The sequence below is a fragment of the Vibrio zhugei genome, from assembly GCF_003716875.1.
GTDB classification, from domain to species: domain Bacteria; phylum Pseudomonadota; class Gammaproteobacteria; order Enterobacterales; family Vibrionaceae; genus Vibrio; species Vibrio zhugei.
On record NZ_CP033078.1, the window covers coordinates 1,568,850 to 1,593,166 of the forward strand.

Consider the following 24,317-nt stretch of genomic DNA (forward strand, 5'->3'; position numbering starts at 1 on the left):
TCAGCTATTGACTAAATTTTCATCCTCAAAAAAGTGATCAAACCGATCATATTGAACACCACTTTCCTATTCCCACCTATTTAGAAAAAATTCGTGCTCAATTCCACAATATCTATGCGTGGAGATTTATATACTGCAATCGAACAACACCTACTCTAAATACAAAATAATAATGAAATAAACGTAAAAGGAAATAACGATGAAAACCTCTCTACCCCTTACTACTCTGGCTCTTGCAGTCACTGCAATGTTACCTTTTGCTGCGCACTCGGCTGACAATGCAGCGTTAGATGCACAAATAAAGAAGGTGCAAGACCTTCAAAAGTAATACGAAAAACAATTTGCTGACTTAGAATTACTACGTGCAGATTACGAAAATAAAACCAAACAAGAAGACGGATCGTCATACCAATCTTTGCAATCTCTTATCGATCGAGTCTCTATCTATGGTTTCTTCCGCGCAAAATACGATCATGATGATAATGAACCCGTAGGCTCTGGCACCAATAACCGACACTTTTATATGGATTTACAAGGTAAAATGAAAGTCTCGGATGAATGGATTGCCCGCTTCGAATTAGAAGCTCGTAAAGGCTACACCGTCAACCAATCGTGGCGTGATGGAAATGCCGGCAGTGATGACCAAGACGGTACCGTACAACGGATTTGGGTTGAAGGACGACCTGGTGGCGGTGTCGGTATTGCTTTGGGTACAAAATGGTGGGGACTTGGCTTCCAAGCCGTACCATTTGGCCATGCGGCAGATGGTGTACAACTTGACTATAACATTACCGACCAATGGAATACGAAAGCCTTCTGGTTACGCCCTCGTCAAGGGGATTTGGTCACTATGCCAAATGGACAAGAAACTCAAATCAGCGGCTTGAATGTCACTGGACAACTTGCTCAGGGCTTAGAAACCAGTTTGACATTTGCGACCAACGAAAATCATAGTGATGATCAAAAAATGGATCGCATGGGCGCGGTCGAGCTAAAAATGCAAGCTACATCTGATATTGTGCTTCGTGGTGCATTCGTATTAACCAATGCCGATGATTATAATACCAGCCAAGAATATCGTATCGATTATAAAGAAGTGAACCTCAAAGATGTCGGTTCCTATAGCGTCTATGGGCGTTACTTTGATTTCGAGCGCTATGGTGATTACTCACATGATGATGAATGGGGTTCATTACCTGCCGATACAAGAGGCGGTATCATCGGTGCGAAGTATGTATTGTATACCAATGTTGTTTGGGAAACTTTTTACTCGTATCAAGAGCGTAATCGTTCTGGTGAATTAGATGGTATGGATCGTAAAGCCGATCGTAATTTATTCCGTACTCAAATTGATTTCCACTTTTAATACACCCCGAATTCAACTGCGAAGTGCGACACTCTCCAATATCAAGAAGCTAAAGCCATCTCCTCAAATATAATGGCTGCCTGCTTGAAGCCTAAACACTTTCTCGGACGGTAATTTATCCGCGATAAAGCGAACTCTATATCGATGTCCGTCACTGTCGTTAGATCGGTTCCTTTCTTCACATATTGCCTTAAAAGACCGTTCGCATTCTCATTAGCACCACGCTCCCAAGAACTGTACGGATGAGCAAAGTACACATCAGCCTTTAATTCTTTTGCGATGGTTTCATGACCTGCAAACTCTCGCCCGTTATCTGCCGTAATGGTATGGACATGTTTCTTATAGGGCTTCAGTAGCTCTATTGTCGCTTTGGTGACATCATCCGCTGACTTAGATGGCACTTTCTTTACCACGTAAAATCGAGTCTTACGCTCTAAAATAGTCACCATTGCACCTGTACCATGCTTACCTAGCACAGTGTCGATTTCCCAGTCACCAAACCGCTCCTTACTGTCAACGATGCTTGGTCTATATCAATCGAAACGGCATTTTTTATCGCTGGAGCTTTCTCTTGTTTACCTCGGCGATACCGCTTATGACCTTGTCTCAAGTGACGATATAACTTACCGCCCAAGCGTTTATCTTGAGCAACAAAGCGATAGATCCACTCATGACTGACAGATGCACCAATTTTCGTTAATACATTAGAAATCTGCTCTGGACTCCAATCTGTTTCTAAAAGAAGGCGGATAAAATCGACACGTTCCTTTGGTATTCGGTATTTACGTGCTGTTTTGCGCTTTTTGGTAGACGACATCTGGGCTTCGTTAGGGCAATAATGCTCTCCCTTCCGACCGCGTTTAAGCTCACGGTATACCGTCGAGCGGTGGCACTGAACTGTTTTAGCTATTTCAGGAACCGAAATTCCCCGTTCCAAAAGAGCAGAAATCTGGTATCTTCTGCCTTCGGTCAACTGTTGATAATTCATGGTAGTACTGCTTGTTTCTTTGGCGAGAAGAGCGTACCACTTTCAGCAGTTGGCTTCCTCTTCTACATATTTCCATGAATGTCGCACTTATTATCTGAAATCGGGACTAACTCAGTAATACTCTCATATGGCCACTTTCGCTCCGTGCAGAAGTAGCCTATTTATTATGACGTTTATCCAATAAGCTGATTCGTATTCGGCTAAAGCGGCCATGACTTGGATTATCCGCTCCATCGCATCCCTCTTTCACCATTTTCATACCGATAGTAAAAACAAAAAAAAACCACTTTGTTAAACAAAGTGGTAAAGGAGACTATAAAAGCCTAACAAGAACGAGAATGTATCAATCTTATTAATGCTAATTGTATGCCAAGTTTTAAATATTTATAAGTCATTGTTTTTTATATAAATAAATAGCCATCCGATTTTATTTATTGTCGTCAATAAACATCACTGTTCCAAGTTTGTGCTTTTTGCACCAAAACTAATCAAACAATAATACCGTGCGCTCCGATAGCTTTGCTAATATGACGGGCGTTCCAAACGCGGCCTCGACTCGTTCTTCCGTAAGGACTTGCGCTGGAGAACCACTGGCGAACAAACGACCTTGCTGCAGAAGCACAACATGATGGGCCTGCTGAAACGTACGGTTGAGATCATGATTGGCCATGATGATCGTTATCCCCAATCGACTGATTTCCTCTAGAAGCGTATATAAAAGTGCTTGCTGAGCAATATCTAGCGGCGCCGCAGGCTCATCCAAAATAAGCACTTTTCCTTGAGTGTTCCACTCAGGCCACAACTGTAAGCACGCACCAATTAATCGAACCCGTTGCCATTCGCCACCCGACAGTTGATGGATAGACCGGGATAATTTATCCGTCAATTGCAACTTGTCACACAATTGATGAATCACGGTATTCACATCGTCTCGGAGAGCATCGACGTAACTTGGTAAAGATAAAGCCAGATATTGAAACACGTCGACATGGAAAGCTGGGGTCTGATATTGAGGTAGGTATGCACGCCATTGAGCCAATTGACGTGTGCTCACGGCCGCAATATTCTCCCCATCATAAAGCACCTCTCCTTGATAAGGTAATAAACCGGAAATGGCGCTGAGCAATGAGCTTTTTCCACTGCCGTTGGGCCCGACAATATGTACAATTGATCCCGCTGAGAATGTGACGGAACAAGGCAACAAACGCTGGTCTACTTGGACGTTGTTAATCTCAATCATGATGTTTTATCAGTATCCAAATAAAAATGGGGGCACCAATTGTCGTCGTCACCACACCAAGCGGTAATTCGCCTGCCGATATTGCGGTTCTTGCTATCAAGTCGGCGAATACCAATAAGCCCGCGCCCCCGAGCACACACAAAGGTAACAGCCGACGATTCTCACTGCCCAACGACAAACGCAGTAAATGAGGAACAATTAAGCCAACAAATCCGATCACGCCTCCTAACGCCACAGCCCCACCGACTAAGATAGCGACGGCAATAATAAGCTGCCATCGAAGACGTTCAATATTGAGTCCAAGCTGCCTAGCATGCGCTTCACCTATCATCCATTGATCCAAGATGTACCCTTTACTTATCAACCACACCATCACAGGAAGTAACAGCAGTCCAACCGCATCCTGTGCCCAAGTGACCCCACTTAAACTCCCCATCAACCAATACATGAGCTGACGCAAATGCATCGTATCACTAAAATAAAAGCTCCAAGTCACAACCGCACTCGCCGATACCCCTAATGCCACGCCAACGAGTAATAACTTGGCTGTGGTTAACCGCAAACTCTGTCCAAACAAGACAAGCAATAATGTAAACACTAAGGCACCAGCCATCGCACACAACATCAATGCTGGAGTCATAAAAATCGTTGGAAAGAAAAAAAACGCGATAAGCATACCGACGCTGGCACCACCCGAAATGCCAATGACACCAGGCTCAGCCAAACTATTGTTCAGTAAAACCTGTAACGTCGCGCCGGCAACACTCAGCGCAGACCCAACCAATAATGCGGCAAGCAAACGGGGCAAACGCAGTTCCCATAACAATCGCGATGCGAGCGGTGAGGTGGGATGAAATAGATTGATTGAAACGCTACCTAACGTTAAATACAATGCACACACGATGAGCAACCCAACCGACATGATTAGCGTCGCTCGGCGCCAACGCTGTTGCTTACGTTTCAATAGTTGTTGGAAGTTCATACACCCAAAACATGCGTTAGTGAGGTTACCCACCGAGCACGCCCACGAATAAAAATGACATTCTCGACTAGTCGCAAATGATCTGCCCACGTTCATAACGAACCGTTACTTTACACACCATCAGCGCTGCGCGTTGACCGATAGCGACCTTCGGGTTGGGAAAAACAATCGCTTCGTGCTCATTCTGCGCCATTAAGGGTTTTTCGCCATCATGCCCAAACACCTCGCCGTGAACAAATGATGTGAAGTTTGGTACATCATCCTGAAATAAGAAATTGAAATCTTCGCTTAGTCGCATGAGAGTGCGAGTCACTCGGTAGACAACAGGTGACGCTGGCGATCGAGTTGACTCGTTATCTTGCCCAGCAATGACATCACCCATGGCATTCATAAATGCCTCAAAGCGCGCTAAATTATTTTCCCCTAAGCGGTTCACTTTACCGAGTTCAATCGTCAGAGCTTGCGCGGCATGATGCTCTGCAGAATACCAACTGTAAGTACTCGATGGGGCATTCGACAAGATGAGGGCTTCAATATGAGCAACACTCAAAAACCGCATAAGATCGGCATGGCGAGTCTCATGACGCGAGCGTGGACTGACCGCAAATGACACATGCTTAGAATCGCGGATAGAACAATGTAAATCAAAATGCCAGCGTGATTCTCTCGGGGTATTCAGGAAAAAGGTATCCGTATAGTGTTTTAAGCGCTGTGCAATGGTCGACTCCAGAGTCGCTGCGTCATGGTGAGCATCAAATAAACGGTTTAGGTTAGTCTCAATAAAACGAGTATGTCGATTAATTGCTTGTGGATGCGCAATAATGAACAGACAGTGGCAACCTACGTTGAGCTTGCCTGCCACAATGTCATTCACCCAATGATCCATCATCTCTAAAGGCGCCGTCTCGTTTCCATGCACTCCCGCCGAAACAAGCACATGCTTATCCGTCGCACGTGCAGAGGAAGGGAGCACCTCAATCACTCCCCGCTCCCAGCGCTTTATCGTCACGCCAGCAGAAGTGGTAACGGATACGGGATCATTAGAACACGTCATATCTAACGTATCAGCAAGAAAACTAGTTTGAAAAAGTGGCGTGGTCATTATTACTCCTTCCTATCGTAATCGACTCTGATCACCTTGGTTGAATCCACAACGGAAGAGACGTGTCATCTCTCGACACTCAACACTGCTGATCGGCATACTCATAATGCATAAACTCATTTTGAAAGGTTTATAGAACTAAGTAAAGCAATAGCCATCACATCCCAGCAACTATTGGAACAGGAATAGACGACATCAATACGAGCACACGAGCATGTCCACAGTGTCGACTTGAAGACAGCAATAATCGTACATTTTATAAGCAACACACCAACAGTTAAGTGTTAAACGGATAAAAACAGTCGCCAATAATGATCTGCGAAAAGTCGAATCAATAAAGAAAAACACTAAATATGCACTTTTTGTTTACTTTTTAATCACACACAAATAGTAAATCACTCATCTAAACACTGAGTATTTGTGATTCTAATCCCATATATTAGAAAACCAATTTTTAGTAATTTGTTAACAGCCATGCCGTATTTATTGATAAGGTGCACCGCTCTCTTCGATAAATCGTCTTTCATTCGCAAAATGAAAACAAAAAATGAGACATATATTCCAAAGATAACTCTTTAAAAGTATGACAAAGAGACTACGCTTTTGTGACTAAAATACTTTTTCTCGTTTTATTCAAAAATTTTGATAATTATTAAGTGTTTTATTTTTTTTAAATTTATTCTATAGTCTCACCGATGAGATGACACAAGGCGAAGAAAGATACCCTTGACGTTTTTCATTGGTTTATTAATCTATATAAGTTTAATAAACGGCTTAAACAAATTTTAGATTTGTTTTTATTAAACATCTTCGACTAATTAAAAATTTCTATGGGCTTTACCCGAGAGATTTAATTTCAAACAAAGTAGGATACACAATGACTAATAAACTAAAACTATCTGCAGCTGCAATCGCTCTTACTGTTCTTGCAGGTTGTTCTTCTTACAACGCTAGCCAGCCTTCAACTGCTCTACAAGCTAACGTAGAATCTTCAGTTAAAGCTGACATCCAAGTTGGTCAAAAAATCTCTGGCGAAGCAACTGTAAACGTACTTATGGGCGTTATCAAATGGGGTGCTGGCGATCACTTCGTTGACGGTGTAAGCTACGGTGCAGGCGGCGGCGCTCTATCTTTCGCAGATCCAACAGCACCTGCTAAATCAGCAGCAGCTTACAATGCAATCAAAGCATCTGGTGCAGATCTAATCGTTGCTCCACGCTACGAAATCAACACTCAAGATTACTTTGTATTCAAAAAAGTACACGTAAAAGTAATGGGCTACAAAGGTACAATCAAAAGCGTAAAATAATTCGCTTATAGATTGATAAAAGGCTCCCATATGGGAGCCTTTTTTATGGGAAAAATAAATACACCTACCTTATTGTCATGAAAATGTCATAATTAAATATATATTGTCAAAACTAGGTCAGAAATATATTTAAGTAACGAAACCATTCTATTTGTCTTCTCAATATAGCCAAATCAATACCGCCCAATATACCTTTTTATTCCAACCTTAAAATAAAAAAATAATCGCTCATTCAAAAAGGTTATTAATGACAAATATCCTATAACATCTATTTTTCAGTGACCGAACTAGGTGAAACACCAAAGCACATTTGAGCCCAACGAGCGAGCCCTGCGGTTACCGAACCAAAGTCATTGCCGCCCACTACGGGAATATCGGGTAGTAAGTCTGCAACAGTTTGACGTAATATCGGGGACTTTGCAGAGCCGCCTGTCATATAAATGACATCAGGAGTCACGCCACTTTGGTCCACCGCTTCTTTCACTAATCGCATCATTTTAAGTTTCGGCGCCTGAATCGACTCCATCATGGCCTGCTGAGTAAGCGTAATAGTCACCTCATCCTGTAAAAAATCCAACTGCGACTGTATCTGCTGTTGCTGCGACAAGGCAATTTTCGCTTCTTCTGCCCGTCTCACCACACCGTGTCCTAGAATGGATTGCTGTAATTGCAACAAACGTGCAAGTTTTTCAGGTTCTCGAGCGTTTTTATATAATTCCTGCAAACGTGTCTTATTGGCTTGTGAATAAAAATCCGTTTGTGCTGGTACATCATTGATTGCGACAGGGTTCCAAAATTGGGTAATCGGCATTTCTAATCCCGAGCGCATGAGTGAGCCGTAACCAAATTCAGGCATCAATTGACGGAAAGCGAGATGAATGTCTAAATCATTTCCTCCAATACGCTGACCCGTATGGCCCAAAATAGACCGTGTGCGATCCTGCTTATGTCGATAATTAGGCCCCATCTCAATCATGGAACAATCGGTCGTACCTCCACCAATATCGACGATCAAAACGATCTTATCCTCAGTAAGCGATGCTTCAAATTCCAAACCAGCAGCAACCGGTTCGAACTGAAACTCAACATGCTTAAATCCGACTCGCTTAGCGGCATTCAGCAAGATAGCCTCGGCTTGCTGGTCAGCGAGTGTGCCGCCCCGGCCTTGGAAATGAATCGGACGACCAATGACTGTATCGTCAATATGTTCCTGCAGTGCTTGCTCACTACGCTGCTTAATATTCGCCATCATTGCACATACCAGATCTTCAAAAAATTGCAGTTGTGCATCACGTAGGCCAGTACTTCCAAGAAAGGATTTCGGAGATTTGACGTAATAGGTAAATTCGGGATCCGACAAGTATTGCTGTAATGCTGCTTGCCCGAAGGCGATATCACCTGGAGCGAGCTCGATGCCCTCTTCTCGATTCACCGCCACGGCACGTCTGAGCGACGCTTGCCCATTTTGAGTGTCCGGCACAATATTATAAAATCGATATAAACTTTCCGTGACCGCTTCGCGTGTCGGAGCCGCCAGCGTTGAAGGGATGTAAATATTATCGCCTTCAAGTGCAATCGGAGATGGTGTTCCGTCTTGCATGTAAGCGACAGAACAACTCGAGGTTCCATAATCAAATCCAATAAACACAGCCTCTTCCCTTGTCGAAAAAATAGCCCGATACTTTACACGTATTAAACGCTAAACACCAGTTTATGTGACAGCGTCACGAAATAAATCCTTATCACTCCCTGAGTATCACGACTATCACCCAGCCTATCTGTTATATCGTTACATTCACATGCATAGAAATTTGAACTCTCTCTAAAATTTATAGACTAAATAAATATTCACTAAGAGTCGTACGCATGAGGTAAAAAATGGATAAACACACTCAAACAGTGATTGATGAACTGTTTCAACGTCTTAATCACGTTGAAAAGCAAAATACTAATCGCGACCGAGATGCCGAGTCATTGATTGAAAAGCATGTAGTACAACAACCTTCTGCCCCCTACTACATGGCGCAAACCATGATCATGCAAGAGGCGACGATCAAGCAATTGCACTCGCAAGTTGAAGCCTTACAAACACAGCTAGAGCAAGAGAAACAAAAGCCATCTGGCGGCTTTTTTTCTCGCGTCTTCGGTGGCAATCAACGCCGTTCTTCCAATACTCGCCGTGCTAATTTTGATACTAGAGGCCCCAGCTTTGGCTCAAACCAATATGGCCCCCAAGCGGGAGGGTATCCACCCAATTACGGCGGCGGATATCAGAGAAATAACAGCTTCCTTGGTGGGGCCTTACAAACCGCGGCCGGCGTTGCTGGCGGCATGATGCTCGGCAATATGATGATGGATATGTTTTCTGGTCATCGACCAGAAGAAATCGTGAACATTATTAACGATGATCCCACACAATCAATGGGCGATCCCAACGATATGATGAACCAGTCAGACTTTATGAATAATGGCATGGGCTCAGAGGGTTTTGGACCAGCTGGTTTTGACAATAGCAGCTTCGCTGATCAAAACATTGCCAGTGACAACATGGATCCAAATACCATGGGTGGGTTCGATAATAATGACTTTAATGATCCCTTTTCGAATGGGTTTGGCGGTGACGACAGCTTCGGTGGCGGCTTCGACGACGGAGGTTTTGGCGGAGGAGACTTTGATGACTTCAATTGATCGGTGATGAACGTCACATCACCTAATCACAGTCAGCCACGTATTCCAATCAGACGTGTTCTCGGTCATCTTTCACTACTTGAGTAAAAGTGGGCCGTCGATTGGAATAAAGCGCGTCGCCGATTGAATAAGTGCATACGCGGTCAATGGTGCCACACCATACACTTCCGTTGCACAGCCATAACGGTCGGCCATGTGATCCAGAAGTAAGCTAAAATCGCCATCACCGGACAACAAGACCACCGTATCCGCTTGTTGTCCAAATTCAACCGCATCAAGTGTAATGCCGACGTCCCAATCGCCTTTCGCGGTTCCATCAGCTCGTTGAATAAAAGGCTTGGTTTTCACGTCAAAGCCAATCGCCCGCAAAATATTTTGAAACTGGCGCTGCTTTTCATCACCACGGTCAATGGCGTATGCAATGGCCTTAACCACTTCTCTATTTTGGGTCACAGAGCGCCAAAAAACGTTATAATCAAAATTGCATTGATAAGCTTCGCGCGTAGTGTAATACACATTTTGCACATCAACGAGTATGACGATTTTTTCCATGGGAGTGACCTTTCAGTGAAATGAGCAAGCATATCATAGTTACCCTATCGCCAGTCGATGCTTAACGAGCGCTGAGCGGATATTTTCCACTAAACAAAAAAATCCCCCTAACAAGTAGGAGGAAATTAACACAAAGGCAGTCTGTTCAGTTTCGACGACAATCACTTATTAATCAAGACATAAGTACGGGTCTGACGGATCACACATCTAGGAGTGTTAACAGGGTTCCAGTCTTACTACCATACTTCACTGTTTTCTATCATTAGTGCGTTAAAGGCAGGCCATCATCACCATATAACATTTCTCGGTTATCCTTAGCCGCTTGGCTTTCATGGCGATTAACGACTTGACGCATTCGCTTGCGACGCAGCTGTTCTCGCTCAGAATAACTCATCTTTTTACTGCGTGTCGCACTCGTCGATTTTCGAGACGTTGACTTCGTTTTATTGTCACTATCAGAGAGTTGATACTGAGGATTTTTAGGATCCATCATCGCTCCACCCATCATATTATAAGCAGATGGATTCATATAGGCGAAAGCGCCAGGAGATAGTGACAATACTGCAAATAGCAAAACATACTTCATCATCAGTTTCATTGTGTTATTCCTACTCTGCTATGAGCCAAATTATGATATTGCATGCCTAACGGACGAAAATCACTCCATACACTAAGCTATGCTCATCATCCGTCAATACTGTGATATGTCCCCAACTTAATACACATAGGGCCTTGTTAGCAAACTTTTTAGATCATCGCGCAGTAATGACATTTTTATCGATCATCGCTTTTATTTTTTCTGCCATTGCCATTTGCATACTCCAGTGGTCTAATAGCGGGGAACCATTGATAAATACGGTAATATAACCATGCAACAGGACCACCAACCAACTTTCTTTTTCTTTGACTATGAAACGTGGGGGACCAGCCCAGCAAAAGATCGGCCAAGCCAATTTGCTGGAATTCGTACAGATAAAGATTTTAATATCATTGGTGAACCGGTCGTCCTCTATTGTCAATTACCTGCAGATTACCTGCCCAATCCTGAAGCTGCGTTAATTACCGGTATCAAACCTCAAGTCGCGATGCAAAAAGGCGTGCCTGAGCCTGAATTCATTCAGCGCATTTATCAAGAGCTTGCTACCCCCAATACGACCAACCTCGGCTACAACAATATTCGTTTTGATGATGAAGTCACTCGCTATACCGCCTATCGTAACTTTCTTGATCCCTATGAGTGGAGTTATAAAAATGGCAACTCTCGCTGGGACCTCCTTGATGTACTGCGTGCTTGTCATGCCTTACGTCCTGAGGGCATCGAATGGCCTCAAAACGAGGACGGCTACACCAGCTTTAAACTGGAACACTTGTCGAAAGCCAATGGTATAGAACACGAAAATGCGCATGATGCATTAGCCGATGTCATCGCAACCATTGAAATGGCAAAGAAAGTAAAATTGGCTCAGCCTAAACTGTTTGACTATTTCTTTAGTATGCGCAATAAGCGTCCACTCAACGATTTGATCGATATTGTCAATATGACGCCACTGATGCATGTCTCTGGCATGCTGGGCCGCGACTGTCACTACACCAGTTGGGTCGTTCCGGTTGCGTGGCATCCCACCAATAAGAATGCGGTGATCATGGTCGATCTGGCTAAAGACCCGCAAGTCCTCCTGGATTTAACCGCCGACGAATTGACAGAGCGACTGTACACTAAGAAAGAAGCATTAGGGCCCGACGAAGATCCGGTACCAGTAAAACTCGTCCACATTAATAAGTGCCCAATACTGGCACCAGCGAAAACCCTAACCGCTGACAATGCGGCGCAAATCGGCATCGATCGTCAACAGTGTTTAGCGCATCTTGCAATCCTGCGTGAGAATACACAAATTCGGGAAAAACTCGTCACTTTGTTCTCTCATGAACGAGAATATCCGGCCAGTACCGATGTTGATACCCAACTCTATGACGGGTTCTTCTCTCCCACAGATAAAGCCGCTATGGCCATCATTCGCGACAGCCACCCAGAGAATCTTGGTGCATTAGACATTCAATTTCATGATCCGCGCATCAAGCCTTTGCTGTTTCGCTATCGTGCCCGTCACTTCCCTTGGACGCTCAGCGAAAGTGAACAACATCGTTGGAAAGATCATTGCCGAGAGTATTTCGAAAGTCATATCGAATCATACATGTTGAATTTGGAGAACTTAATGCATGAGCATGAAAGCGACTCCAAGAAAATGGCTCTGCTGAAAGCAGTTTATCAGTACGTCGAACACATCGCGTCTTAACTTTACATTACGACATCACCACTATGCCCAAAACACTATTGCAGTACGGCGTGTCATTCGCGCTCATTTATCTTAGTTTAACCCTCGGTAATTGGATTCAAAGCCTCCTCGCCATTGCTATCCCCGGCAGTATCTTTGGTATGTTGATCTTATTTGCATTGCTTGTCAGTGGTATCACGCCTGTCAACTGGGTGAAGCCCGGTTGCCACTTCTTCATTCGCTACATGATGCTGCTCTTTGTTCCCATCAGTGTGGGATTAATGGACCACTTTGATCTCATGATTAATAATGCTTGGGCGATCTTAGCCAGTGCGATTGGTGGCTCACTCATCGTCTTGGTGATATTAAGCCTTGTTCTCAACAAGTTTATGAATCGTATTGAACCTCAGGCGTCTCATAAGGAGCATCACTAATGTGGTTGGTTGTTACCATTGCGGTATTTTTCATTTGTCGTTGGTTTTGCGCGAAAATCTCCTCCCCCATCGCAAACCCTTTACTGATTTGTATTGCTCTACTGATCGTACTGCTGACGGCATTGAATATTCCCTTTAAAACGTATTACGCCGATAACATTTATTTAAGCCAGCTACTCGGTCCTGCGGTCGTTGCCTTAGCCTTTCCGCTATACGAACAACTCCCGCAAATCCGTGCCAATTGGCGAGTGATTTTATTGGCTTGCCTCTTAAGTAGCGTGATGTCAATGATAACGGCCAGCGTCATTGCGGTGTTATTACATACAGACATGCACTTAGTCGCCGCGCTTATGGCCAAATCGGTGACCACTCCGATAGCAATGGAAGTCGCGAGTCACCTTGGTGGGGAACCTTCGATTTCGGCGATCGTGGTGATGATTGTAGGACTGTTCGGGGCCATCATGGGCTATCCGATTCTTCGCTTTTTGAATATCCAACATTCGCTTGCCAGAGGGTTATCGATGGGCTCGGTCTCACATGCCTTAGGAACGGCAACCTGCGCAGAAACCGATCCCAAAGACGGGGCATTCAGCTCTCTGGCATTGGTATTATGCGGAGTTATTACGTCAATTTTGGCGCCGTTTCTCTTCACGTTGACAGTCTGGCTCGATCAACTCCTTCACTGATGCTGCTGCCTACCATGGCGTCCCCCAGATGCCATTGTGGCGCAATGCAAAGCTTAAAGGCGCGTGGAAGACGCGCCTTCTTGCGTGATCTATAACTATTAATGCAATAAAAATAACACCTTTCATTTGAAATGTGACCATCATCACTTCAATAACTGGCATTTTCCCTAAACTGACTATCCATAATCAATTAGGATGCTCCAATGAAAGATTTACTCGAGCAGGCGTTAAGCCGCCTTCCTGAGTCAATTGCCGACTCTCTTACTCCGATTGTTTTAGACAAGGATTTTGACGCAACACTCTCTAGCCAACAGTTTGATACACTCCTCAAATGCTCTGGGCTCAATGATGCCGATTTACGTGTCGCGCTTCTCCCCCTAGCCGCCTGTTATGCGCATGTGCCTATTTCAAAATTTTATGTGGGAGCCATAGCACGAGGACTGACTGGTACGCTGTACTTTGGCGCCAACATGGAGTTCTCAGGGGTACAATTGGGTCAATCCATCCATGCAGAACAAGCGGCCATTAGTCATGCATGGATGAAAGGTGAAACGGGTATTAAAGACGTCACGGTCAATCATACTCCCTGCGGTCACTGTCGCCAGTTCATGAATGAGTTGACTACGGCCTCCTCGTTGATGATTCAATTACCACAACGAGACGAGTTGTCGTTGCAACACTATCTTCCTGAATCTTTTGGCCCTGATGATTTAGACATTGCGCAGCGTTTGATGGATAAGTCTCATCAAGGCGTTGAGCATCCGTTAGATGATCCTCTCTTGACGCAGGCACTCGCAGCACTGAATATCAGCCATGCGCCTTATACCCATAATGTCAGTGGCGTGGCTCTACGGACCACGACGCAGGACACCTTCCAAGGCGCTTATGCTGAAAATGCGGCGTTTAATCCCAGCCTTGCGCCATTGCAAGTGGCGTTAATTCAAATGCGCATGGCAGGCTTGGACTTTTCTCTGGTCACTCATGTGGCATTGGTCGAAATGGGAAATACGCCGATCAGTCATCTCGATAGCACGCAAGCCACACTTGATGGGCTCAACCCAGACATTGAATTCAGCTACGCGTCCGTCCCATCAAAGTGATTGAGTATTCGTCGAGCAAACGAAGACAACACTGCAAGACGAATATAAAAAGCCCTTTCACTGCAACATGAAAGGGCTTCTATAACATCAGATGACCGAAGGATTATTTCTTGTTAATGGAACATTGTCCGCTCTCGCACCTCGAGGTACCGGTAAAAAGAAACGAAATACGGTAACGATGGCGAGCAAAAAACAAATAACACCAATCTGCAACAGGTCGAATTAAAGGCCAGCGCAATGGCGCATAGACCCATCCTTTCCCTACCATTTGCCACGCTTTATGCACCGCATCTAGCCCAAGTAATAATCGACCTTGCTGATCAACCGCATGCAAGATTTCGCTGGCGGCAACCGGGTCAATATCGGGAAATTGCGCAAACTCGTCACTATGTAGATCAACGAGATGGAGACGCTGCTGCGTATCACGCTTACGTAACTGGTCCATTTCTTTTGCACACAACGGGCACGTTCCATCATAAAACACGATCAATGAGCTCATTATCTGACTTCTACCTAGTGGTGTTCGAGTGAATCTACACTCTATCACACCTGTAGGTGACTCACTATGGCTGCGCCTTGTTGAAGCGGTATTCACCCAAAATCGTTTTTTGCTGACCCCACTTATCCGTAATGCCCACGCCGATTCCTACAATTTTTCCCTGCACATAGGGGGGATGCTGGTGCATGGCCTTCGCGAACTTGGCTAAGTTAGGGTTGGTTTCGCCCCCAACGAGCGTTAAGTGAGGCGTGAAATTTTGAAACACATTTGGACTGCCATAGCGCTCAAATGCCGCCTGTTTATTCGGATACGCTTTGACCCAGTCAGGCATCGTCGGATCAGAAACGCGTAACGGTTCGAGCGCGAGTGTGATTTCATCAGCCAAACGCTGCAGCGCGGCGCTGCGCTTCACATCGATAAACGCCCAGTGCCCTTTGGTCACGGTGACACCACTGGCCGTAATAGGAAACGGCGCCTGTGTTTTCGCAAACCGTTGGACAATCTGAGTGATTTTTTCTTGAGCTGAAGATGGAAACTCTGTCAAATACAGAGTGATATGAACAGGCTTACCTTGACGATAAAAACTGTCAATACCGTAAGAGTGCAGCGTATCACTGGTTTGCTGCATTGTTTTCACCACACTGTCTGACGGCATAGCAAAAACGTCGATACTGGTTGCATGAGCCCATAGCGGTAAGGCAACAAGCAGACAAGCGCTCATCCCAGCCTTAACGGTAGACATAAAAACAGAAGTCATACATTCCTCTTAAATAATCCAATGGCATAGACGACTTAACTTATTGATGGAAAATACAATATCATTAAATAATCGCCCTAAAGTATACCGTTTGTACATGACATTCTCGTGATACAGCGCCCATCTCTGAGATTCATGTATCACCATAACTCTCGCTTACTCACACACTCAATGCGGTATGTCCGGGCTCCTCTTTATTAATTCATAGTCAATAATTTCGACTACGCAAACGTTTGCTTTTTGCATTAAAATCCGTATTATGTGCGCTGTTTATTATCAGCACTCTATACATTGGGAAGGATTTTTTATGTTGGGAACCGCTACAAGTACAAATGCAACTCGTGTCCTGTTACTTGGTTCAGGAGAATTAGGTAAAGAAGTTGCGATTGAATGTCAGCGCCTTGGTTTGGAAGTGATCGCCTGCGACCGGTATGATAACGCGCCAGCCATGCAAATTGCCCATCGTCGTCATGTTTTTAATATGCTAGATGGTGAGATGCTGCATCGCATCATCGAACAAGAGCAGCCTCACTATATCGTTCCTGAAGTTGAAGCGATCGCCACGTCAAAACTGATTGAATTAGAACAGAGAGGATTTAATGTCGTGCCAACGGCGAACGCCACTCGCCTCACCATGGATCGTGAAGGCATCCGTCGCCTAGCCGCAGAAACCCTCGCGTTGCCAACCTCACCTTTCCGCTTCGCTGATACTTACGAAGAATTTAACGCAGGCGTCGAAGCCGTCGGTTTTCCCTGTGTCTGCAAACCCGTAATGAGCTCATCAGGCAAAGGTCAAAGTGTCCTTAACTCCTCGTCAGACATTCCAACCGCATGGGAGTACGCACAAGCGGGTGGTCGCAGTGGTGCAGGTCGCGTTATCGTTGAAGGCTTCATTGACTTTGATTACGAAATTACACTCCTCACCGTCCGTGCCGTCGATGGCGTGCATTTCTGTGCTCCAGTGGGTCACCGTCAAGAGGATGGCGATTACCGTGAGTCTTGGCAGCCACAAGCAATGACCGAAAAAGCACGCAAGGCAGCCGAATATGTGGCCAAAGAAGTGGTCAATGCGTTAGGCGGTTATGGCCTGTTTGGGGTCGAACTCTTTGTCAAAGGCGATAGCGTTATTTTTAATGAAGTCTCCCCTCGCCCGCATGACACGGGTTTAGTGACGCTGATTTCACAAGATCTTTCAGAGTTCGCGCTCCATGTCCGCGCGTTCACAGGCTTGCCTATTGGGCATATCACGCAATACGGTGCCAGCGCTTCCGCGGCTATTTTAGGTCAAGGGGTATCGACTTCACTCGGCTTTGGTGGTTTGGAACATGCGCTTCTGGTACCGCATACCCAAGTTCGTTTATTCGCCAAACCAGAGATTGATGGCCGCCGCCGACTAGGCGTGGCCCTTGCGCGCGGGGAAACGGTCGAGCACGCCATTGAGCTTGCCGCAGAATGTCGTAACGCGATCCAGATTCATTATTAAATCCATCGATGTTAGGTGGACATTGGTCCACCTAACGCTGTTATTATGGCGCAGTAATCAACCATACGTTTTCGGCAAACCGAGACAAACCTTTATCCACACGTTTAGGATGCACTTCATCGGCTTGCTCACTCTCAAGTAGCGTTAATGTGTAGCCGGAGAACAAGCGTTGTAGCTCTTGCTCATCCACACTAAACGGAGGCCCCGCCATTTCATCTTGAGAATAATCCAACGTCACCACCAACAGTCGTCCTTGCGGTGACAGTAAGCGCTTTACACGCTCAGCATAGTCGATGCGCATTTCCGCAGGAAGCGCGACTAACGCAGCACGATCGTAAACAATATCAACTGTCTCTACCGGTACGGTAAAGAAATCGCCCGTGTAGATCGACAGTTCATCAAATTGATATAGCTCGTGAGCACTGCTTAGCTGAGTGACCATCGGCGTATAAAAATGTTCGGCGAAAAAGGCACGCACTGCGATTGGACTCAGTTCCACCCCTACCACATCATCATGGCGCTCTGCCAACCAGACCAAATCTTCGCTCTTTCCACACAATGGCACGAGAACGCGCTCGTGGCGTTTAGGAGCCAACGCTGACCAATATTTGGCGAGAAAGGGATGAACCTCTCCGTTATGGAAACCAATCTTATTATCCGCCCATTTTTGATGCCAAAATTCCGGATCTTGCATACTATTTTTCTCTAAGCTGTCATCATGAGCTAAGCCTAACCGATTCTCAAAAAAAACGATAGCCCCTAACGCTACCGCTTTTTTATCATTGATATCGTTGACTATTTTCAAATCATTCTAGAGGAGAATCCAGTATGTACACGCTACGCCAGTGACCCGTTGTGCAAATGTATTGTCATTTTCGTGTCATAGGCATTGTTTTTTCTATTGCAGACCAGATATAACTATTAGAACAAAGAGCTAAGTACCTTTCGCGAGCTGTTGTCATGAAATCCTTTTCGTGCCCATTCTGACTCATACAGCGTTAGCCAAGGAGAGTGACTATGAGCCTCTTATTCCGTACCACGGCCCTGATGCTTTTAATTCTAAGCCGTGCCCCCGCGTTTGCAGCGCCGATGCCAATCGATACGAGCATCGAGGACAGCCGCACAGGGGAATCTCAAAGTGAAATCAGTTCTGAAGTATTTAAACATAGCCTAAGCGGGTTATATGGCATTCAGCCTATCTCATCCACGCCACTGCAACCCTACCGCGATTTTGACGTGCTTTACAGCAAAGCGCATCAAGCCCAATACGAACTCACTAACCTATGTAAAGAAACCGCGATGTTAACCGATACCATCCCCTACACTTGCGGAGTAAAATCACGTCAACGCGCCCAAGAAAAAATCCGTGCCGATTTCTCTGGTCAGAATGAGCGTATCACGGATTTAGCACGTGCCACCCTTGTTGCCAATGATGTACCGAGTTTGGTCAAAGCTTATGAAATGCTCAATCGCTCAGCCACCATTGTGAAAGTGAAAAATCGCTTTAAAAATCCAACAGCCTCAGGTTACCGTGACTTAAACGTACTCGTTCGTCTCCCTAAAACTCACATGATTGCCGAAGTACAATTACATTTAGCCGGAATTGAAAAAGTGAAAAGTGGGGCCGAGCATGCTATATACGAAAACATTCAAGCAATAGAACGGACAGCAGCAATACAACAGCGTGCATTGAATGAGATAGAAACCGTAAAAATTGAGCAACTGCGTGCTCAAGCAAAGAACCTTTATCACGATGCATGGCATCCGTACATTACAACGCGCCTACAAGCTCAAGCGGCATAATCTCTACAACATGATATACATCGCCAAACACACAAAGACCACGCCAACAAGCGTGGTCTTTTTTGCTCGAACTTAATTCGCGACTTTAATGTTCTCGACTCGGGCTTTTAGTTTCTGCCCTGGGCGGAACGTTACGACGCGGCGAGCTGAAATCGGAATATCTTCCCCTGTTTTAGGGTTACGACCAGGACGTTGATTTTTATCACGTAAGTCAAAGTTTCCAAATCCTGAGAGCTTGACCTGTTCTCCACTTTCTAGTGCCTTACGAATTTCTTCAAAAAACACTTCCACCGTTTCCTTGGCATCACGTTTGCTAAAACCCAATTCTTCAAACAGGCTTTCTGCCAAATCGGCTTTTGTGAGCGCCATAAAACTTCCCTCAAAGCTTAGTTAATCTTGCTGCCCTATCGGCAGCGCCTTGGCAATAATTGCCTTGCCGAATCAACAACCTATCGACAGCACTTGAAAAGTGTATGCCAAGCTTATGATTTTCGCCAACTTTTTTCACTCAAAAAATTTTGTTGCCAACAAAATATAGACGCATATCAATATCAAAATGATAGTATTTGACGTCGATATCAGGGTTATTGATGTCGTTTTTCAGTGATTTAATCTAAATAATAAAATTCAGTAGAATTAAAAACCAAATGAAAATTTTTTGAAAAAAAAACGCCACCGCAAAAAAAAATAATTTTTATTATAAATCATTACGTTACATGACGTTATGTTGACATTATCCGCGCAAATTTAATCTTATCGATAAAAAAACGGGCCCCTTGACGGAGCCCGTTTTCTGTTTTTGCGGTGTAGCTAACAATTAATCGCGCAATGTTGCACCAAATTTCTCACCGATCGCCGCAACAATGGCATCGACACTTGCCGTAATATCCGCTTCTTCCAGCGTTCGCTCTGTCGATTGTAGGAGCAAGGCGATGGCAAGACTCTTCTTACCCTCTTCAACCCCTTTGCCTACATACACATCAAATAGTTGCGCATCTTTAAGCCATTGCCCACCAGCATCGACACAAGCTTGTACTATGTCTCCAGACGCAGTACTGTCATCCACTACGACAGCAATATCACGACGGTTTGCTGGGAATTTGGATAACGTTACCGCTTCAGGAATCACACGGGTCGCAATTGCATTCCATTCAATTTCGAATACAACAGTACGGCCGTTCAAACCAAACTTACGCTCGAGTTCTGGATGCACTGTACCAATGACACCGATCTGCTGACCATCAAACATAATCGCAGCGCTTTGTCCTGGATGCAGCGCAGGATGCTTAACCGCTTCAAAGTGATACGCTTTATCATTGGCTGTAAGCTCAAGAATGCCTTCAACATCGCCTTTTAAATCAAAGAAATCGACCGTAGCAGTCGCGATATCCCAATGTTCTTCACTGCAGCTACCGGCTAGTACACCCGCCAACATCGGCTCTTGGCGCATACCATTTTCAGCCGTGCTGTCTGGCGTAAACCGTAAACCGTATTCAAACAAGCGCACGCGTGGCCGCTGACGTTTCTGGTTACGGACCACTGTATTAAGCAACCCTTGGATTAACCCCAAACGCATTGCTGACATATCTGCAGAAATTGGATTAGGCAGAATGAGTGGCTCCACTCCAGGCACTGTGAGTTTTTGCTGCTCTGGTTCTACAAAGCTATAAGTGATCGCCTCATGGTAGCCTCGATCGACCAGCAAATCACGAACGCGCTTTAACGGCATGTTCGCTTCTTTGTGACGATTCATGCTCAACGCAGCGACAGGTGACTGATTGGGAATGTTATCGTAACCATAGATACGACCCACTTCCTCGATCAGATCTTGCTCAATGGCAATATCAAAACGCCAGCTTGGTGCGGTGGCTTCCCAACCGGCATCCGTGGCTGTCACGCTCAGTCCTAAACGTTGTAAAATTTCGACCACATCGTCATCGGCAATGTGATGACCTAATAGGTCGTCCAATTTACTACGACGTAAAGCGACACGATTCGCCTGAGGTAAGTCGGCTTGCGATTCGGCACTCACGACTGGCGCCACATCACCACCGCAGATCTCAACCAATAACTGTGTTGCTCTGTCCATGGCGATCGCTTGTAACTGATAATCCACCCCACGCTCAAAACGTAGCGAAGAATCGGTATGCAAACCGTATTCACGAGCACGCCCACGAATTGCCGAAGGGGCAAAGAAGGCACATTCCAACATGATATCTTGTGTCGTCGTACTAACGCCTGAGTCTTGACCGCCAAAAATACCCGCTAAAGCCAAAGCCTTATCGTGATCAGCAATCACAAGCGTTCCCTCTTGAAGCTCCACTTCTGATCCATCAAGCAAGGTAAGTTTTTCACCAACGGTAGCCATGCGTACCACGATGCCACCTTCAATCTTAGCAAGATCAAAGGCGTGCATAGGTTGACCTTGTTCAAGCATGACATAGTTGGTCACATCTACAATCGCATCAACGCTGCGAATACCACAACGACGCAATTTCTCTTGCATCCATAACGGTGACGGCGCGCTAGCATCGACGTTTTTAATCACACGACTCAAATAACGAGGACAAGCCGCAGGCGCTTGTACATCGACTGAGACCGTGTCTTCGATGGTATTGGTCGCCGGAGTCAATTCGGGTTCACTGACGTCAGTACGATTTAACACGCCCACTTCACGTGCAAGACCACGAATGCTGAAGCAATCCGCTCGGTTCGCCGTTAGGTCCACATCAATGGTCACGTCGTCAAGACCCAAGAACTCACGGAAATCGGTACCAAGAACCGCATCGTCTGCCAGTTCCATAATACCGTCTGATTCAATATCAATACCCAATTCGCTGAATGAACAAAGCATGCCATGCGATGGTTGACCGCGAAGTTTCGCTTTCTTGATTTTAAAGTCACCCGGTAACACGGCGCCTACCGTGGCGACGGCCACTTTGATGCCTTGGCGACAGTTCGGCGCACCACAGACGATGTCGAGTAATTCATCGGCACCGATATCAATTTTTGTCACGCGAAGCTTGTCGGCATCGGGGTGTTGAGCACACTCCACAACTTGACCTACTTTCACGCCTTTAAAGTCGCCCGCAACAGGAAGTACATCGTCTACTTCCAAGCCAGCCATTGTAATTTGATGAGTCAGTTCGTCAGTTGTGACCGCAGGGTTCACCCACTCACGAAGCCATGTTTCGCTGAATTTCATAGTGATTAAACCTCTGGATTACTTAAACTGTTTTAGGAAACGAAGATCATTTTCGAAGAAGGCACGAAGATCGTTAACCCCATAACGAAGCATGGCTAAACGTTCAATACCAATACCAAAAGCAAAACCCGAGTATTTTTCAGGATCAATCCCGACACTGCGCAGCACATTCGGGTGGACCATGCCACAACCCAAAATTTCTAACCATTTTCCATCTTTACGCTTCACGTCAACTTCCGCAGAAGGCTCGGTGAATGGGAAGTAAGACGGACGGAAACGCACTTCCAACTCTTCTTCAAAGAAGTTGGTTAAAAAGTCGTAGAGCACACCTTTAAGCTGCGCAAAATTCACTTTCTCATCAACCAGCATGCCTTCCACTTGGTGGAACATGGGTGTATGTGTCTGATCGTAGTCGTTACGGTATACACGGCCTGGTGCAATGAAACGGAACGGTGGTTTACCATTTTCCATAGTACGAATTTGCACACCAGAAGTATGAGTACGTAGCATCAAATCAGGATTAAAAAAGAACGTATCGTGATCGGTGCGCGCTGGGTGATCCTCAGCGATATTCAGCGCATCAAAGTTGTGGAATGCATCTTCGATTTCAGGTCCAGCTTGTGTTGTAAACCCAAGCTCACCAAAGAAACTTTCAATACGCTCGATAGTACGTGTCACTGGATGTAAACCGCCATTTTCAATGCGGCGCCCAGGTAGGGTCACATCGATCGTTTCCGCGGCTAACTTTGCTTCAAGTTCAGCGCTTTGTAGCGCTTCTTTACGTGCGACAATCGCTTGTTGAACTTGACCTTTCGCTGCATTGATCTCTTGACCTGCGGTACGTCGTTCTTCTGGTGGTAGTTTACCTAGGCTTTGCAGTTGAGCGGTAAGCTCACCCTTTTTACCTAGATATTGAACTCGCACTTCATCCAGTGCGACTAACGATTCAGCTGACTCAATCGCCGCTGTCGCGTTAGCAATAATCTCTTGTAGATGTTGCATTATGTCCTCGCCTGCTCGTTAAGCAGTTTCCTTTGGGAATGGTCTCCATTCCAAAGTCCCGATCGAGAGTCCAAACGACACCCAATGGGTTGACCGTAAGGGATTCTGGGGGTGTTTTTAGATAGCTTTACATAGTACCGAATGCAGCCCCCATTGCCAAATGAAATGCGTGATTAAGCACAAATTCGAGCATTTATCGGCCGCGCTGACCAACCGTTGTCACATTCTTGCACGGGCGATCTCATATGGATAGAATGAGCCACCTTGGAGAGTTATATAAAAAGGAAAGATGAGCATGCATATTATCCCAATTACTGAGCAATATGATGCTTCGGTACGCGATATTATCGAAACCGTTGGCAAGGAGTATGGTGCAATTGGCGATGGATTTGGGCCTTCGGATGCCGAAGTACAAGCCATGAGCCAATACTATAACCCTGAGCAAGGTTCACAATACTTCGTGGCGATCGAACATGGCCAAGTGATTGGAGGTGGCGGTATCGCTCCTTTTTTAGATTCATCAGACACGTGTGAATTACGCAAAGTCTTTTTATTACCAGCAGCGCGCGGTAAAGGCGCGGGAAAACAATTGGTTCAGACTTGTTTAGACGTTGCCCGGCAGTTAGGCTACCGCCAATGCTATTTGGATACATTAAGTGCGATGAAATCGGCTATCAGTCTGTATGAGCGCCTGGGTTTCGAGCATCGCAGTGAACCGATGCCCGGTGTCATTCATACTGGCTGTGATGTCTGGATGGATATGACGCTATAAACAGCGATAACGCAGCCCACGATAAGTTTAGGAAGGAGGAACGGCGTATCGGAATTCACTGCCGTTCTGATTGGTA

At 45.4% G+C, this 24,317-nt stretch carries 22 protein-coding genes and 1 pseudogene; 10 read left to right on the top strand and 13 right to left on the bottom strand.

The genetic code is table 11. The features are described from left to right. The first annotated feature begins 415 nt into the window (after positions 1-415). Positions 416-1,366, top strand: a complete 951-nt coding sequence (locus tag EAE30_RS12490; protein WP_123016214.1) for a hypothetical protein — start codon at positions 416-418, stop codon at positions 1,364-1,366. Between the two features lie 41 nt (positions 1,367-1,407). Here EAE30_RS12490 and EAE30_RS12495 read toward each other — a convergent pair. The 4 genes and pseudogenes from EAE30_RS12495 to EAE30_RS12510 form a co-directional block, all read right to left on the bottom strand. Continuing rightward, positions 1,408-2,354, bottom strand: a pseudogene (locus EAE30_RS12495) (IS30 family transposase). Between the two features lie 484 nt (positions 2,355-2,838). After that, positions 2,839-3,594, bottom strand: coding sequence for a vitamin B12 ABC transporter ATP-binding protein BtuD (gene btuD, locus EAE30_RS12500; RefSeq protein WP_123016215.1), 756 nt, complete (start codon positions 3,592-3,594; stop codon positions 2,839-2,841). After that, a complete protein-coding gene (gene btuC, locus EAE30_RS12505; RefSeq protein WP_123016216.1) occupies positions 3,587-4,576 on the bottom strand; it encodes a vitamin B12 ABC transporter permease BtuC in 990 nt (329 codons plus the stop codon). Before btuC ends, btuD begins: the two co-directional genes overlap by 8 nt. A 67-nt stretch (positions 4,577-4,643) precedes the next feature. Then, on the bottom strand, positions 4,644-5,678 hold the full coding sequence (locus tag EAE30_RS12510; protein WP_123016217.1) for a succinylglutamate desuccinylase: 1,035 nt from the start codon (positions 5,676-5,678) through the stop codon (positions 4,644-4,646). A gap of 877 nt (positions 5,679-6,555) precedes the next feature. Between EAE30_RS12510 and EAE30_RS12515 the strand changes: the two genes are divergently transcribed. Further along, positions 6,556-6,987 (top strand): hypothetical protein, encoded by a 432-nt coding sequence (locus tag EAE30_RS12515; protein WP_123016218.1) that lies wholly within the window; start codon positions 6,556-6,558, stop codon positions 6,985-6,987. 268 nt (positions 6,988-7,255) lie between these two features. Here the strand turns inward: EAE30_RS12515 and yegD are convergent, their stop codons facing one another. Continuing rightward, positions 7,256-8,635: a molecular chaperone gene (gene yegD, locus EAE30_RS12520; RefSeq protein ID WP_123016219.1), complete on the bottom strand. Its 1,380-nt coding sequence runs from the start codon at positions 8,633-8,635 to the stop codon at positions 7,256-7,258. A gap of 230 nt (positions 8,636-8,865) precedes the next feature. Between yegD and EAE30_RS12525 the strand changes: the two genes are divergently transcribed. Beyond that, the gene (locus EAE30_RS12525; protein WP_123016220.1) at positions 8,866-9,675 is read left to right on the top strand and encodes a DUF2076 domain-containing protein; all 810 of its coding nucleotides are present in this window, start codon (positions 8,866-8,868) and stop codon (positions 9,673-9,675) included. A 75-nt stretch (positions 9,676-9,750) separates the two neighbouring features. Here EAE30_RS12525 and EAE30_RS12530 read toward each other — a convergent pair whose 3' ends face one another. Together EAE30_RS12530 and EAE30_RS12535 are read right to left on the bottom strand one after the other, a co-directional pair. Then, entirely contained in the window at positions 9,751-10,227 is a 477-nt protein-coding gene (locus EAE30_RS12530) for a LabA-like NYN domain-containing protein (protein ID WP_123016221.1), read from the bottom strand. A gap of 262 nt (positions 10,228-10,489) precedes the next feature. Further along, positions 10,490-10,825, bottom strand: a complete 336-nt coding sequence (locus EAE30_RS12535; RefSeq protein ID WP_123016222.1) for a hypothetical protein — start codon at positions 10,823-10,825, stop codon at positions 10,490-10,492. A 271-nt stretch (positions 10,826-11,096) separates the two neighbouring features. Here EAE30_RS12535 and sbcB point away from each other — a divergent pair, with 271 nt between their 5' ends. From sbcB to cdd, 4 genes are all read left to right on the top strand, one after another. Then, positions 11,097-12,521 carry an exodeoxyribonuclease I gene (gene sbcB, locus EAE30_RS12540; protein WP_123016223.1) on the top strand — a complete coding sequence of 475 codons (1,425 nt, stop codon included), beginning with the start codon at positions 11,097-11,099 and terminating at the stop codon, positions 12,519-12,521. A gap of 23 nt (positions 12,522-12,544) precedes the next feature. Then, positions 12,545-12,934: a CidA/LrgA family protein gene (locus EAE30_RS12545; RefSeq protein WP_123016224.1), complete on the top strand. Its 390-nt coding sequence runs from the start codon at positions 12,545-12,547 to the stop codon at positions 12,932-12,934. After that, complete coding sequence (locus EAE30_RS12550; protein WP_123016225.1) at positions 12,934-13,620, top strand: LrgB family protein; 687 nt, start codon at positions 12,934-12,936, stop codon at positions 13,618-13,620. Before EAE30_RS12545 ends, EAE30_RS12550 begins: the two co-directional genes overlap by 1 nt. Before the next feature lie 203 nt (positions 13,621-13,823). Continuing rightward, positions 13,824-14,720: a cytidine deaminase gene (gene cdd, locus EAE30_RS12555; protein ID WP_123016226.1), complete on the top strand. Its 897-nt coding sequence runs from the start codon at positions 13,824-13,826 to the stop codon at positions 14,718-14,720. 103 nt (positions 14,721-14,823) lie between these two features. Here the strand turns inward: cdd and EAE30_RS12560 are convergent, their stop codons facing one another. After that, entirely contained in the window at positions 14,824-15,219 is a 396-nt protein-coding gene (locus EAE30_RS12560) for a thiol-disulfide oxidoreductase DCC family protein (RefSeq protein ID WP_123016227.1), read from the bottom strand. A 64-nt stretch (positions 15,220-15,283) separates the two neighbouring features. Further along, positions 15,284-15,976 carry a 2'-5' RNA ligase family protein gene (locus EAE30_RS12565; RefSeq protein WP_123016228.1) on the bottom strand — a complete coding sequence of 231 codons (693 nt, stop codon included), beginning with the start codon at positions 15,974-15,976 and terminating at the stop codon, positions 15,284-15,286. 307 nt (positions 15,977-16,283) lie between these two features. Between EAE30_RS12565 and purT the strand changes: the two genes are divergently transcribed. Then, positions 16,284-17,459: a formate-dependent phosphoribosylglycinamide formyltransferase gene (gene purT / locus EAE30_RS12570; protein ID WP_123016229.1), complete on the top strand. Its 1,176-nt coding sequence runs from the start codon at positions 16,284-16,286 to the stop codon at positions 17,457-17,459. A gap of 43 nt (positions 17,460-17,502) precedes the next feature. Here purT and EAE30_RS12575 read toward each other — a convergent pair whose 3' ends face one another. Then, positions 17,503-18,153, bottom strand: coding sequence for a thiopurine S-methyltransferase (locus EAE30_RS12575; RefSeq protein WP_123017366.1), 651 nt, complete (start codon positions 18,151-18,153; stop codon positions 17,503-17,505). A 323-nt stretch (positions 18,154-18,476) separates the two neighbouring features. On the opposite strand from EAE30_RS12575, the gene EAE30_RS12580 reads away from it, so the two are divergent. After that, positions 18,477-19,262, top strand: coding sequence for a nucleotidyltransferase family protein (locus EAE30_RS12580; protein ID WP_123016230.1), 786 nt, complete (start codon positions 18,477-18,479; stop codon positions 19,260-19,262). A gap of 72 nt (positions 19,263-19,334) precedes the next feature. On the opposite strand, the gene ihfA is transcribed toward EAE30_RS12580, so the two are convergent. The 3 genes from ihfA to pheS form a co-directional block, all read right to left on the bottom strand. Further along, positions 19,335-19,631 carry an integration host factor subunit alpha gene (gene ihfA / locus EAE30_RS12585; RefSeq protein ID WP_123016231.1) on the bottom strand — a complete coding sequence of 99 codons (297 nt, stop codon included), beginning with the start codon at positions 19,629-19,631 and terminating at the stop codon, positions 19,335-19,337. 448 nt (positions 19,632-20,079) lie between these two features. Further along, positions 20,080-22,467 (bottom strand): phenylalanine--tRNA ligase subunit beta, encoded by a 2,388-nt coding sequence (gene pheT / locus EAE30_RS12590; protein WP_123016232.1) that lies wholly within the window; start codon positions 22,465-22,467, stop codon positions 20,080-20,082. Between the two features lie 18 nt (positions 22,468-22,485). Continuing rightward, complete coding sequence (gene pheS, locus EAE30_RS12595) at positions 22,486-23,469, bottom strand: phenylalanine--tRNA ligase subunit alpha (protein ID WP_123016233.1); 984 nt, start codon at positions 23,467-23,469, stop codon at positions 22,486-22,488. Positions 23,470-23,758: 289 nt separating this feature from the next. Between pheS and EAE30_RS12600 the strand changes: the two genes are divergently transcribed. Next, positions 23,759-24,241, top strand: coding sequence for a GNAT family N-acetyltransferase (locus EAE30_RS12600; RefSeq protein WP_123016234.1), 483 nt, complete (start codon positions 23,759-23,761; stop codon positions 24,239-24,241). Positions 24,242-24,317: the final 76 nt, after the last annotated feature.